Annotated in this window: 12 protein-coding genes and 1 pseudogene; 8 read left to right on the top strand and 5 right to left on the bottom strand. The window is 69.7% G+C overall.

All coding sequences use genetic code 11. From position 1 onward, the window contains the following. Window positions 1-535: 535 nt before the first annotated feature. The gene (locus tag ABZY44_RS35295) at window positions 536-1,336 is read right to left on the bottom strand and encodes a maleylpyruvate isomerase family mycothiol-dependent enzyme (RefSeq protein ID WP_356661199.1); all 801 of its coding nucleotides are present in this window, start codon (window positions 1,334-1,336) and stop codon (window positions 536-538) included. A 422-nt stretch (window positions 1,337-1,758) separates the two neighbouring features. After that, window positions 1,759-2,163, bottom strand: coding sequence for a hypothetical protein (locus ABZY44_RS35300; protein ID WP_356661201.1), 405 nt, complete (start codon window positions 2,161-2,163; stop codon window positions 1,759-1,761). A 178-nt stretch (window positions 2,164-2,341) separates the two neighbouring features. Here ABZY44_RS35300 and ABZY44_RS35305 point away from each other — a divergent pair, with 178 nt between their 5' ends. From ABZY44_RS35305 to ABZY44_RS35335, 7 genes are all read left to right on the top strand, one after another. Beyond that, entirely contained in the window at window positions 2,342-3,715 is a 1,374-nt protein-coding gene (locus tag ABZY44_RS35305) for a radical SAM protein (RefSeq protein WP_356661203.1), read from the top strand. After that, window positions 3,712-4,728 carry an aminotransferase class I/II-fold pyridoxal phosphate-dependent enzyme gene (locus tag ABZY44_RS35310; protein ID WP_356661205.1) on the top strand — a complete coding sequence of 339 codons (1,017 nt, stop codon included), beginning with the start codon at window positions 3,712-3,714 and terminating at the stop codon, window positions 4,726-4,728. Before ABZY44_RS35305 ends, ABZY44_RS35310 begins: the two co-directional genes overlap by 4 nt. Window positions 4,729-4,846: 118 nt before the next feature. Next, the gene (locus tag ABZY44_RS35315; RefSeq protein WP_356661207.1) at window positions 4,847-5,086 is read left to right on the top strand and encodes a hypothetical protein; all 240 of its coding nucleotides are present in this window, start codon (window positions 4,847-4,849) and stop codon (window positions 5,084-5,086) included. 308 nt (window positions 5,087-5,394) lie between these two features. After that, window positions 5,395-6,621, top strand: coding sequence for an FAD-dependent oxidoreductase (locus ABZY44_RS35320; RefSeq protein ID WP_356661209.1), 1,227 nt, complete (start codon window positions 5,395-5,397; stop codon window positions 6,619-6,621). Between the two features lie 18 nt (window positions 6,622-6,639). Further along, a complete protein-coding gene (locus tag ABZY44_RS35325; protein ID WP_356661211.1) occupies window positions 6,640-7,599 on the top strand; it encodes a sigma-70 family RNA polymerase sigma factor in 960 nt (319 codons plus the stop codon). A 554-nt stretch (window positions 7,600-8,153) separates the two neighbouring features. Further along, window positions 8,154-8,786 carry an RNA polymerase sigma factor gene (locus ABZY44_RS35330; protein WP_356661213.1) on the top strand — a complete coding sequence of 211 codons (633 nt, stop codon included), beginning with the start codon at window positions 8,154-8,156 and terminating at the stop codon, window positions 8,784-8,786. After that, complete coding sequence (locus ABZY44_RS35335; RefSeq protein ID WP_356661215.1) at window positions 8,776-9,087, top strand: hypothetical protein; 312 nt, start codon at window positions 8,776-8,778, stop codon at window positions 9,085-9,087. Before ABZY44_RS35330 ends, ABZY44_RS35335 begins: the two co-directional genes overlap by 11 nt. 389 nt (window positions 9,088-9,476) lie before the next feature. On the opposite strand, the gene ABZY44_RS35340 is transcribed toward ABZY44_RS35335, so the two are convergent. Next, entirely contained in the window at window positions 9,477-9,935 is a 459-nt protein-coding gene (locus ABZY44_RS35340; protein WP_356661217.1) for a hypothetical protein, read from the bottom strand. Window positions 9,936-10,084: 149 nt separating this feature from the next. After that, a complete protein-coding gene (locus ABZY44_RS35345) occupies window positions 10,085-11,098 on the bottom strand; it encodes a YncE family protein (protein ID WP_356661219.1) in 1,014 nt (337 codons plus the stop codon). Between the two features lie 366 nt (window positions 11,099-11,464). Here ABZY44_RS35345 and ABZY44_RS35350 point away from each other — a divergent pair, with 366 nt between their 5' ends. Then, window positions 11,465-11,890: a hypothetical protein gene (locus ABZY44_RS35350; RefSeq protein WP_356661221.1), complete on the top strand. Its 426-nt coding sequence runs from the start codon at window positions 11,465-11,467 to the stop codon at window positions 11,888-11,890. A 299-nt stretch (window positions 11,891-12,189) separates the two neighbouring features. Here the strand turns inward: ABZY44_RS35350 and ABZY44_RS35355 are convergent. Continuing rightward, window positions 12,190-12,444: pseudogene (locus ABZY44_RS35355) on the bottom strand (GNAT family N-acetyltransferase); the annotation flags it as partial. Window positions 12,445-12,537 lie beyond the last annotated feature (93 nt).

The following is a 12,537-nucleotide window of genomic DNA, read 5'->3' on the forward strand; positions in this document are numbered from 1 at the left end:
GCGACGTCCGCTACCGCTTCGTCATCGACGCCTCGACGATCTGATCCCGCTCGCCCGGCACCGGCAGCAGTGGCCGGACCACCGCCCACTCGGCGTCCGACAGGTCGGTGGGATACCGACGCTCGCGCGCCCCGTGGTCTCTGGCGTTCCCGAACCTGTGAGCCCGACAGTCACATGCGAGAGTGGCTGAAGTGGACCCCACTCCCGCGTTGCCGTAGACATGCGAGAACAGGGCCTCCTGGACCGCACGTTGGATTTGACATCCTTCGAGCTACCAAGAGGCCCTGCTCTCATGCACGGCAGCCGCCGCAGTCACCCGATCGACTGACTTCTCGACGAGATCGGGACGACGGCAGTCGCGTCGCTTCTCGTGATCGCTGGGACGGACAAATTCGCACTGCCATCCAGGTAGACGGTCGGCTTGGTGACGCCCCGAGGCCGCCTCGCGGGTTTGAGCCCGGTGCCGCGACTGACGAACCTGGCGAAGAGCCGTGTCCTACCGGCTCGAGGCGCGGCCAACAGCCCCCGCTACGTCCTACTTCTCCTCCGGCTCCCAGGCGCGGAGCAGGTCGAGCAGCCCTGCGTCTCCGTCAACGTGCAAGGAGTCCGCCTGGATCCGGTCGTACAGGTAGAGGACCAGCTCACTGGCCGTGCCGTGGACGGAGGCGCCGGCTGCGTCCGAGTCTTCGCCGGTCGCGGCGGTGGGCGCGGGGATGCGGGTGGTGCGTGCGCCGTCGCCGTCGACGGTGAGGCGCCAGGAGCGGCCCTCGGCGGCGTGGAAGTCGAAGGCCGTGGGCTTGTGCGGCCAGGCACTCGGCGTTGCGCAGACGGTGAACAGGAACTCCTCCACACCGTCGAGTGCCAGCTCGACCGGCAGCGGCTGCGGGGCGCCCCCGGCGAGCTGGGCGTCGTAGGTGTGCACCGCGGTCTCCTGGACCCGGTGCCGGGCGGTGCCTCCGGCGGTCTGGGGTGACTGCGACGCGGGCCACCACGTCCAGCAACCGCTCTCCGGTCCCGCCGCGCGCAGGGCGCCCAGCAGCAGCTGCGTCGACGCGTCCAGCCAGGCCAGCAGGGCCTCACGCTCCTGCGGCACTTCCAGCGCGGCGCGCGCGGCGACGGCCTCGGCCGGGGGAGCGTCGGCAGACCCCGCGCCGACGATGGCGGCCCAGAAACGGTCTCCCCCACCCAGGTGCTTCACCAGATCGAAAAGCGTCCACCCGGGGCAGGTCGGCACCTGCGCGTCGAGACCGGGAGCGGCGGCGACCACGGCGCGGAAGACGGTCGACCGTTCATCGATCAGTCGCAACAGGTCAGGGAACTCGAGATTCTTTTCCACCCCGGATGTCTATCACCGTGCTCGGGTGAGCGGACAGCGATTTTCACAGTCGCCGCCGGTTGGCCATTGCGGACGTCCTCGCCTCCCACCGCCCGGGTGACAAGCTGCGCACTGCTGCGAGGACGCTGGTGGTGGCGGTACGCCAGGCGTCGTGCCTGTGGGTGCTCTGGCCTCGCCGTGCGGCCGGGCACCTCGGCGACGTGACGTCCACCCGGTGCGCGCGGTCATGCCGCCGCTCGATGTGAAGGACGCGGAGGTGACGACGGCGGGGGAGGACCGGTCGGGAGTTCAGGTGACTCCCGTTCGACCAGCACTCCTCAAGTTCGGAACAACAACAGCCACTTACCCGAATCTGTCGACGGCTGCCAGCCTCCGGATCTCGAAGTCGGCAACCGTGCCCCGGGCCCTTCCGTCCGGATCGTTCAGCGGCCTGGGCGGTCCGTACGTTCGAGCACACCGAGCTCGAAGGACGAGAACGGCACGCGCCGGGTACGGGGCAGGGACACCTCTACCAGTCGGCCGTCATGGATCATCCACAGCCCGAAGCAGTCGTCGTCCTGGTCATGGACCAGGACCTGGACCGACCCCGGGTTCGGCCAAGGCAAGGATTCCAGGTGCGCCAGCAGCCCGGTCCAGGCGTTGCTGCGGCCGAACTGGACTACCCATGCGTAGCATTCCTCGGACGAGCCGGTCCACCCACCGAACATGTGGTCGTCCACTCGCCGAAAGCACTGGTGCCACTGCCTGCTCTCGTCGGGCCGGGTAAGTGGTTCCATCACTGCCTCGGCCCCACGCGCCAGCACGATGACCTCTGCATCTCTGCTCATCGACCCAGCTTTCCAGTTGCCGGACCATGTCGCACGTGACTTTGCTTCCGCTGCGCCCAGCCCTACGACACCTTGCCTGCGGGCAGAAGCCGCAGGGGAAGCCAGCCAGCCATGTGGGCGGGCTGTACAGGACGGGTGAAGTCGACCGCGCCAGGGCGGGGCGTGTCGTTGACTACGCATGCATGATGACGGGATGAACCGTAGTGACCGTAGTGACCAGAGCGAAGAGCGCTTCCACGTCATCGTGCTGTCGAACTTCGCGAAGGGCTTCGACAAGTACGCTTTCGCCTACGGTAAGGCGGGGATTCCGGAGAGCACCTATCCAGACCGGTTCCACCTGTTGACCCGTGCGGAGCTGGGAATAGGCATCGGCAAGGCACGACGCCTGCTGGACCGTCTGGCCATAGCGGGCGACCGGCTGCTGGTGCTGGAAACCACGGTGAACCCCGACAGGCTGGTTCCCAACGTGTCGACCGGCCTCGGCATGGAACTGCACGAGGCTCGGATCCGCTTGTCAGCCGTCCATGAACTCGACCAAGTGGGAGACGAGTTCACCCTCCGCCCGACAACCGTCGAGGATGCGATGGCGGCCTCCCTGCACCTGCACGGATCGGCAGTGCGTCGCTACGCCGACACCCGACCGCGCTCGGTCTCGCTTCTGCCGGTCGCCTCCGCCTGCCAGGCCCGGTGCTCGTTCTGCTTCTCCTCGGCTTCGATCTCCAGCGACCAGGCACCCGCGCGGGTCCCGTGGGACGCGGTCGCCCGCTGGCTGGAGCGCGCCCGGGTGGCGGGTGCCGAGCGCGCAGTGATCACCGGCGGCGGGGAGCCCACGCTCATACCGTTCGAACAGCAGCTGCGACTGGTGTCCGCCTGCTCAGCAGCCTTCCCGAAGGTCGTCCTGATCACCAACGCGCACACCCTGGCGAAGGGCCGGCACGCTGACCGGGCGGCCCGACTCGCAGCCCTGAGCGCCGCAGGCCTGAGCGTGCTTGCGGTCTCCCGGCACCATCAGGACGACGTCGTCAGCGAGCGGCTGATGATGCTGGGCACGCCGGTGAGCTCTGTGATCGACACCTGGCGTGTGGAACGCGACCGCTGGCCGGGGCTGCGGATGAGGCTGATCTGCGTACTCCAGTACGGCGGCGTCGCCGACGCGGCCGGCGTCGCCGAATACCTTTCGTGGGCCGCGGCTCTCGGGGTCGAGGAAGTCTGCTTCAAAGAGCTCTACGTCTCCACGAGCACCGAGTCGCTCTACTTCGACCGCGCCGCCAACGTCTGGAGCCGGGAGCACCAGGTTTCGCTGTCCGTCGTCACGCGGTTCGCCGAGCAGCACGGCTTCGAACTGGCGAGCCGTCTGCCCTGGGGAGCGCCGGTCTACGACGGCAGCTGGGACGGGCGGCCAATGCGTTTCGCCGCTTACACCGAGCCCAGCCTGCTCTGGGAACGCACCAGCGGAATCGCACGCAGTTGGAACGTCATGGCCGACGGACGCTGCTACGCCTCCCTGGAGGACCGGGCCAGCGAGATCGTTCCGGAAGGTGCAGAGGCATGAGGTTCGACGAGTTCCAGGAATTCCGGCAGCGGCAGCTCAGTGCGTCCTCGTCACTCCTGGACGCCGCCGAGACCAACGTGTACCGGGCGCTTGCTCCGATGCGACCCGAACCGCCGACCGACATGAGTACGGTGCACCGGTGCGATCTCGCCCGGGCCTGGCTGCGGCGCTTCGAGCTGCCGGAAGAGTGGTCCGGCCGCGCCATGGTCTGTCGCGGGGTCCGTCACGGGCTCGGTGTGGTGTTCCACTGGCTGCGCTCCGTACGAGCACGGCTGTGGCTCCCCAGTGACGTGTACCCGGTCTACTTCGAGCTGGCCCGCGCCGCGGGCCTCGCGCCCGCGTCCTACCCGACGCTCCCGGCGCCGGCCCTGCCGAACTCGTCGGCGGACGACCGGCCCGAGTACCTGCTGCTCGCCAACCCCAGCAAGCCGCTTGGCCGGTACCTGTCCGATGCCGAGTGCGACGCGGTGCTTTCGTGGTTGCGGGAATCACCACGCCGACGCGTCCTGATCGACAGCGTCTACGACCTGGGAACTCCGTTCGCTTCCGGTACGCGGCGCCTGCTAGACACCGGTCGTGCGGTCCTGCTGCATTCGGTCACCAAGGGGTGGTTGTGGCCACGCACGTTCGGCGTGGCCCTGCTGGGTCCGGCGCATGGCGACTTGGCCGAGGCGTTCCGGGCGGAGCCGCCGACGTCGGCACAGTTGAGGCTCGCCGATCGTCTGTTGACCGAGCACAGCGACGTGCCCCGCCAGGTCGTCGACGAACTGGCCGCACGGGCCGAGCGGTTGTTCGAACGACTGCCGGACGATGTGCTCGGGGCGATTCCCACGGCGAGCCGGACGTGCCCCGGCAACTACTTCTTCCCGGTTGAAATCCCAGCGGAGACCCTCCAGCGCGAGTGCGGCGTGCTCGCCATGCCGGTCAGCGTGTTCGGGGAGAGCAGTTGGTCCGGCTCCGTTGTGACCAGCCTTGGGGACGCTTTCGGCTCGACGTCGATGCCGGCGCGATGACACCACGCAAGAAGTCGGCCGCATAGGACGATGTGGACTTCTACGATCGAGAGAGTACGCGGCGCGTACCCATGACGTCCCTTCCCTCACCGCGACGACCACGACCCTGGAGCCCTGTGTGCCCACGATCAAGGTGTTACCGGCAGGGTTCGCCGTCGCGGCAGCCGGCGCAGCGGCGTTCTTCGGGTTCACCCAGCCCCCACCCGACCATCCTGTCGTCCAGCAGTCGACCGTCCACGACGAGAACGAATCACTCACAGCAGAGCGCATCGTCGAACTCGAGCGGACCAGGCAGATCCGCCCCGCCGGCCCCATCCCGGTCGACCAGAACGCCAACGTCATCGAGCCCAAGCGATAGCCAGATCTCCATCGGTGTAGAAACGCTGCGCTGCGGCCGTCGCTTGCCGTGCACCCTCTGGGACGGGTCGCCACCCCGCTCGGCTCTGCCCTCAGCCTCAGCCTCCGGCGGCGCCCGTCGCCCGGGCGCGCATGCAGACGCGCTGAAGGCCCTCGACGCCTCGTCGGCCGTGCGCCCGACCCCCGAGGCGCCCTCGCGACACTGATCCTGCCATCTTGTGGCCCACGTCACATGCGGTTCCTGTCAGCAATCGGAGCGGCGTTCCGTCAAGTCAGCGAGAGCAAGCGAACCGACAGAGGAGCAAGGGCATGAAGCACCGCATCGTCGTCCTCGGCGCCGGCTATGCCGGGGCGTACGCGGCCGGGAACCTGGCCCGCCGCTTGTCCCCGGCAGATGTCGAGATCACTGTGGTCAACACCGAGTCGGACTTCGTCCAGCGCTTGCGGCTGCACCAGTTGGCGGCCGGCCAGGAGATCGAGGCACCCCCGCTCGCCGACGTCTTCGCGGGTACGGGGATACGGCTGCGCGTGGCCCGAGTGACCGCCGTCGATCCGGAGCGCCAGGTCGTCGTCGTGGACGACTCCGACGGTGGCGGTGACGGTGAACTCGGCTACGACACGCTCCTCTACGCGCTCGGCAGCCAGGTCGCCGAGCACGGCGTCCCCGGGGTGGCCGAGCATGCCTTCGACGTCGCCGGCCGGCCCTCGGCACTGCGCCTGCGCGAGCGCCTCGACACCCGGGGTGACGGCGGGAAGGTGCTGGTCGTCGGCGACGGGCTGACCGGCATGGAGACCGCCACCGAGATAGCCGAGTCCCGGCCCGGCCTGTCGGTGACGCTGGTCGCCCGCGGCGAGCTGGGGGCTCAGCTCGGCGCCGGAGCACGCAACCATCTGCGTCAGGCCTGCGACCGGCTGGGCATCGCCGTCCTGGAGCACTCCAGCGTCGAAGCCGTCGAAGCGACTCACGTGCTGTGCGCCGACGGCGCTGCCCTGGCGTCCGACGCGACAGTGTGGACGGCCGGGTTCGCGGTCAACCCCCTCGCCGCCGCCGGCGGGCTGGAGGTTACCGGGAACGGCCGGATCGTCGTGGACGGCACCATGCGGTCGGTCTCGCACCCGAACGTCTACGCCGCCGGCGACGCCGCGTACGCGATCGGCGACAACGGTCGGCCGCTGCCGATGTCCTGTGCCTCAGCCGGCTACACCGGCATGCAGGCGGTCGCCGCCATCATGGGGCGCCTGACCGGCCGTAAGATCCCCCACACCAGGCTGGAGTACCTCGGCAACCACGTCAGCCTCGGGCGGCGGGACGGGATCCTGCAGATGGTCGACGACGAAGCGCGGGCCAAGCCAACGTACATGGGCGGCTGGAAGGCCGCCCGGATCAAGTCCGGCATTCTCAAGGCCTCGCTGTGGGCCATCTCGCACCCGACCTTCGCCCTGCCGAGGCGCAAGCACGGCCTGACCCCCGACCCGAATGCGTCGGTGCATACCCCCACCGCGAAGGCTGAGCAGGCCGCGAAGGCAGTTGCGTAACGACTGAGGGTGATCCGCATGGACAGCACAGCCATTGATCGTTTCGACACCGGTCGCTTCGAGGCCGGCCGTAACCGGCTGGCCGCGTTGGCGTACCGGATGCTGGGCTCCGCCGTCGACGCCGAGGACGCCGTGCAGGACGCGTTCTTGCGCTGGCAGGCCGCCGACCGGCAGCAGATCGACGCCCCGGAGGCATGGCTGACCAAGGCCGTCACCCATCTGTGCCTGGACCGGCTCCGCTCGGCACAGGCCCGCCGCGAGCGCGCCGCCGGCGCCTGGCTGCCCGAACCGCTCCTCGACGGCGACCCGATGCTCGGCCCGGCAGACACCTTCGAGCAGCGCGAATCGGTCTCCCTCGCCGTGCTCACTCTCATAGAGCGCCTGTCGCCCCTTGAGCGCGCCGTGTACGTCCTGCGCGAAGCGTTCTCCTACAGCCACGCCGAGATCGCCCAGATGCTCGACATCACCGAGTCCGCGAGCCAACAGCACCTCCATCGGGCCCGGCACCGGATTACCGCATCGCGCCGCCGCGGCGGCGGGGGTGAAGTCGATTCTGCATCCGCCCGCAGGATCATCGAGGAATTCCTCGCCGCTGCCACCTCTGGCCGCACCGAACGGCTGGTGGAGATGCTCACCGACGACGTGATCGCGATCTCCGATGGCGCCGGCCTGGCGGAGAAGCTGCTGCGGTACGACACCCCTCAGCGCGTGGCCGCCATCGCACGGAGCGGCTTCAAGCCCACGCCCGCGAAACGACGGCTTGCCGGCGGCGCCCCCGCCCTCCACTACGTGCTCGTCAACCGCGCACCCGCCATCCTCTTCGTGGTCGGGGAACAGGTCGTCGGTGCGGTGACGTTCGATGTCATCGACGGCAAGATCGCCACCGTGCGTGGTATCGCCGCCCCCACCCGTCTCACCCGCCTCGTCGAAGTCTGGCGGCAGCACAAGCCGGACGCGCCCCTCATGGCCCAGTGGTGATGGGCCCCGCGAGCACGCCCGACGCGCAGTACGGTTCGAGACCGGGGTCGTGGCTGGGGAAGTGTCGGGCCTGCGGGTGCGCCTGTCGTCGCCGGCCGCCCCACGGGGCGCTGGCTTGCGAGGTTCGGGCGGCGTGGGATCTGGCACGGGGTTGCGTACGCCGGCCCGGGGAGGCGTGCCCGTGCAACCGCTACGGCTGCGGCGGCGTCGTCCCGCCGCCCGGTGCCCTGGATACGGCGCGGCCGCCGGACCGGCAAGGAAGTGACCCTGATCCAGGCCCCTGACGGCCGACGGCGACGGTGCACGCTTCACTTGCCCGGCCCGGCCCCCGCCGCGGTAGGCAGGCCAGCGAACGCGCGCCCCGCGGGGGTACGTATGTTTCTCCGCGGGGAGCGAATCCTTTTGTGCCCGCCGCGTCTCTCATGAGTGTGCGGACGACCGGGTCCGCCCCATCCCACCGGAGGATCTCATGACCACTTTCCTCATTGTCGCGGCCGCCGTGCTGTTGCTGTGCGCGTGTACCGTGACCCTGATGCGCAGCAGGCGGCGTCGGCGTGGCTGACCACACCTGGCCCGGCGCGAGCCTGATCGCCGCGGCGCAGCGCGGCGAGGTGGAGGCCCTTACCGCCCTGGTATACGGCTCGTACCCCCACGTGCGTCGGTTCGCGCACACTCTGTGTTCCACGCCCCAGGACGCGGAGGACGCCGCTCAGGAAGCGTTGATCATCCTCTACCGCAAGATCGGCATGCTGCGGGCGTCCGGGGCGTTGGCGTCGTGGATGTTCCGGATCGTCCGCAACGAGTGCCTGCGACGCACCCGGGACCTGCTTCCCCGGGGACATACCACCTGGGACCACGGCGGATCGGGTCGCGACGACGGTCCGGGTCAGTACGAAGTGCCGGACGGGCACGACACGTCCGGCCCCACCGCACAGTCCGCCGAGGACGACGTCCTGCTGCGCCTGGAAGCCGAACGCGTGGCGGCCGCGGTCGCCGCCCTGCCACCCGACCAGCGGCAGGTGCTGGTCATGCGGGACATCCAGGGGCTACCCGGCCGTACCGTCGCACACCGACTCGGGCTGAGCACCGCAGCGATGAAGTCCCGCCTGCACCGCGCCCGTTCGACCGTACGTGAGGCACTGCGCGAGGAACCTGCACACACCAGGGGAGACGACGATGACACCTGAACCGACGACGACAAGCACCGCCCCGCCCGTCACTGCCGGCCGCGCGCCCCAACGTGGTGGCTTCGCCAGCACCACGGTCCCGCGCCACCTGGCCCGGGGCGCAGTCGGTTTCGCCGCCCTCGCCGGATCGCTGGCCCTGTTGCCCCTCACCGGCCCGGCGAGCCTGCTCCTCGCCCCGGTCGGCCTCATCGCGCTGCGCGGCTGCCCGATGTGCTGGGCGATCGGCCTGATGGAGACCATATCGGCAGGCCGGCTGCGCCGCTCCTGCACCGGGGGAGGCTGCGAACTGCGGCGCGCCTAGGGTCGGCCAGGCCATGCCCGAGGACGCGTGCGTGCCGACTCCCGGGGCCGGCCGACGCCTGCGAGCAGCACGGCGGCGTGGAGGGGACCGGGCGGCTGCGCGTGATCGGCCGCACGGTCCCGATGCGGCCCGATGCGGCCCGACGGGTCGCGGAGCACCTGGCCGCAGTCGGCCCCGACCACCCTGGGAGGGCGTGCGGTTCGCCGCGGCGCGGGGGGCCTGAGCCAATGCGGCCAAAGCATCCATCGGACTGCGGGAGCGGCGAGCCGGAGCAGCGGCCGGGTTCTCCGGTGAGCCGTACTCATCGCAGCGGAAGTGTCCAGAGAGGATGTCTGCCCCCGGACTTCGGACTTCGGACCTCCGACCTCGGACTGCGCGAGCTTCGCGACTTACTCCGTCGGCTTCCCTGTGCTGCCGGGGCTGTCCGTGCCGTACCAGGGCCGAAGCTGGAGGTACCTCTCCTTCATGGCCGGCCCGAGGTGCGCCTCGATGCCGTGGCCGGGTTGCCTTTCGTACGGGAGGTTGTAGAGGAACGAGGTCACGATGACCTCGATAGCCCCGGGTACACGACGCCGCGTCTCCTCCTCCAGAAACGCGAGGACCCGGCGCCAGTCGGGACCGTCCGGGTCGCCCTGCGCCAGGTACGAGCGCACGGTGTCCTGCACGACGTCCCAGAAGAACACGTGGGAGAGCACCTCGTGCTCGTTGAAGAGGTGGCACTCGTAGGCGTCCTCGAACCCGGGCACCTGAGCAACGAGGTCCTGCACGAGCTGTACGCCGGCAGCGTCCTTCTCGGCAGTCCCGTCCGCCTTGTGCTCGTCCCGCGCTTCGTTGTCGTGGGCCACCACGTGACGGGACGCTATCTCACCACGTCTCTCACCACGTCGGCACCACCCAGGCGCCCTCTTCCGCCTGGACCTGCGCGCAGCGGGTCTATTGAATCGGGACGGCCGAATATGTCGAGCAGGGAGCGGCACGGCCCGAGCTCAGATGTCGATCACCGCCACGGCGCCGCAACAGTGGAGGGTGACGTAGGCGTGATGGCCGTCGGGAGTTCCGCGATCCGGGTAGCGCTGCCACCGACGGCGATGGGGGTACCGATCACCTTGCCGGAGCTCGTGTCGATCACGGACACGGAGTTGGACGCGAAGTTCGTGACGTAGGCGCGGCGGCCGTCGGGGCGTACCGCGACATCGCTCGGCTTCGCGCCGACAGGGATGGGGCCGCCGACCACCTTGTCGGTCTTGGTGTCGATCACGGAAACGGTGCCCAACTGGTCGGTGACGTAGACGTGGTGCCCGTCGGGCGTCACCGCCACCCCGGCCGGGAAGTCGCCGACGGAGACGTGCAGACCGACGACGTGGTGGGTGCCCGTGTCGATCACCGAAACCGGGACGGGCCATCCAGTGGAGTTGGTGACGTAGGCACGGCGGCCGTCAGGAGTGACCGCCACCCCGGCCGGGCCGTTTCCTACGGCGAGCGGGATGCCGACCGCCTTGGCGGTCGTCGTGTCGATCACCGACACGTCATCGGACCCCGCGTTGGTGACGTACGCGCGGCGGCCGTCAGGAGTGACCGCCACCCCGACCGGCTGGCTGCCGACGGGGATCCGGCCGACCACCTCGTTGGTCGTCGTGTCGACCACCGACACCACGTCCCCTCGCGAGTCGGTGACGTAGGCGCGATGGCCGTCAGGAGCGACCGCCACCCCGACCGGGGAGCCGCTGACACGGACGCGGCCGACGACCTTATGGCTCAGGGTGTCGATCACGGACACCCTGAAGGAAGCGGATTCGGCAACATAGACGTGATGGCCGTCCGGCGTCACCGCGATGCCGACCGGTTGGCTGCCTATACGGATGAAGACGGGGTCGGTGGCTGACGTAGCCGCCCCCACCGGCACCAGCACACCGGCCAAGGCGAGCAGAACGGCCAGCGCGTATCGCGTCGCGCAGCGCCCGGCCCGGCCCGAGAGGACCGAATGGCGGCGGCGGCAAACGAGGCTACTCATAGCGGCCTCCTGTGCATGGTGCGTCAGGCGGACCGTGAAACGACGGCGCCCGGGCGCAGGGACACCGGTCGTGATGCGCTCTCCCTCCCCAGCATGACGCCTTCAGTGGCGCGTGCAACCGGTACTCACCGGGCGCGACAGGCCCTCGCAGGCGAGCAAGCTCGGTGAGCCGTGTGCGCGGAGCGGGGCTCGGTGTTGGGGGCGCCGGTGGATGACTCGTCGAGGATGCGTTCCTCCTCGGTGAAGGCAGAGAGGGGGGAGTGCCAGACACCCCAGGCGCTTGACTCGTCAAGTAGCGAGCTTCGGATCTCTGTGTAGCCTGTCGATCTGTTCGAACAGGCTGGGCTGGGGGGCGGAAGAGAGAGCGTGGATGTCGCGGGAACTCATGCTGCGATCGAGCTGCCCGAAGGGTCCTGGTGGGATTGGGACGTCGTCACCTGGGACGGCGGAGAGCTCAGGCTTGCCGCCGACTCTGACCTGACATACCACCATGGCTTGGAGTTGCGGTTCGGCGAGCCGCTCTTCGTCAGTTGCCCGTCGGCCTTTCAGGATCCGATTTTCCGTGCGCCGTCGTTCGACGAGGTCCTGAAGGTCACTCGCCAGCTCGGCTGCGAGCCGACCGTCGTGGTCGCCTTCGAGGCCGAGGCCGAGGCCGGCGGGCAAGAGACGGTGTCCTGCCTCATCGCCGCGGCGCGGCTCGACATCGTCCAGGAAGTTGTCCTTCGCTACTGGCGCCATGATGCGGGGCCTGGTCAGCGGTTCGCCCCCTGGGTGACGCCCCCAGCGCAGTAGGCGACGGCCCCGATCACGTGGCCGCTGCGTCCGCCTCGTCGTGCGAGGCGGACAAGGACTGTGCCTTACCTGCCACTACAAGCGCACACCCGAAGCCGCTACCGAAGCAGCCAGGCACCTCATCGGCGAACTCCGCTCGGCGGGCGACTGAACCGCCGCCAACAGTGCTCCTCTCGGGCACTGGCGCGTCGGCTTGGTCGTGCTGGCGCTCGCCAGCGGGCCGGAGGTGCCGGCCGCCGTGCGGGCCAGGTCCGTCCGTTCGTTCGCGGGGTGGGGCCGGCGCTGGGCGGCGGCGTGCGGTACCAGGCTCTTGCCGCCGCGCACGCCTCCGCCACGTACCCGTGTCCCCACGCCTGTGGCAGGAACATGGAGCCGAGCTCGGCCTCCGAGGCCCCGGGGTGGACGTGGACGGGACGTTCAGGGTCGCGACGGTCGAGCGTCACGATCCCGGTCATCGCTCCGCCGAGGTCGACCACGAAGAGGCCAGGGCGCCGCTTGGGCGCCAGGGGCGCCGAACAGGCGAACTCGGCGCGCTGCCGAGCGCCACCGACGTAGGGCCTGTGTGATGTCGTGATCATTCGGGAGCCTTCAGCAGGTCGTCGATCCAGATCATTGCGGCGCGGAGGTGGAGGCCGGCGAGGTAGCTC

The organism is Streptomyces sp. NPDC006544 (genome assembly GCF_040611715.1).
GTDB lineage: Bacteria > Actinomycetota > Actinomycetes > Streptomycetales > Streptomycetaceae > Streptomyces.

What these genes read in the sequence shown, in the direction of transcription:
- ABZY44_RS35335 (WP_356661215.1), top strand. Translation starts at nt 8,776, where the DNA reads ATGACACCTGAACCGACGACGACAAGCACCGCCCCGCCCGTCACTGCC.
- ABZY44_RS35300 (WP_356661201.1), bottom strand. Translation starts at nt 2,163, where the DNA reads ATGAGCAGAGATGCAGAGGTCATCGTGCTGGCGCGTGGGGCCGAGGCA.
- ABZY44_RS35305 (WP_356661203.1), top strand. Translation starts at nt 2,342, where the DNA reads ATGCATGATGACGGGATGAACCGTAGTGACCGTAGTGACCAGAGCGAA.
- ABZY44_RS35310 (WP_356661205.1), top strand. Translation starts at nt 3,712, where the DNA reads ATGAGGTTCGACGAGTTCCAGGAATTCCGGCAGCGGCAGCTCAGTGCG.
- ABZY44_RS35320 (WP_356661209.1), top strand. Translation starts at nt 5,395, where the DNA reads ATGAAGCACCGCATCGTCGTCCTCGGCGCCGGCTATGCCGGGGCGTAC.
- ABZY44_RS35345 (WP_356661219.1), bottom strand. Translation starts at nt 11,098, where the DNA reads ATGAGTAGCCTCGTTTGCCGCCGCCGCCATTCGGTCCTCTCGGGCCGG.
- ABZY44_RS35325 (WP_356661211.1), top strand. Translation starts at nt 6,640, where the DNA reads ATGGACAGCACAGCCATTGATCGTTTCGACACCGGTCGCTTCGAGGCC.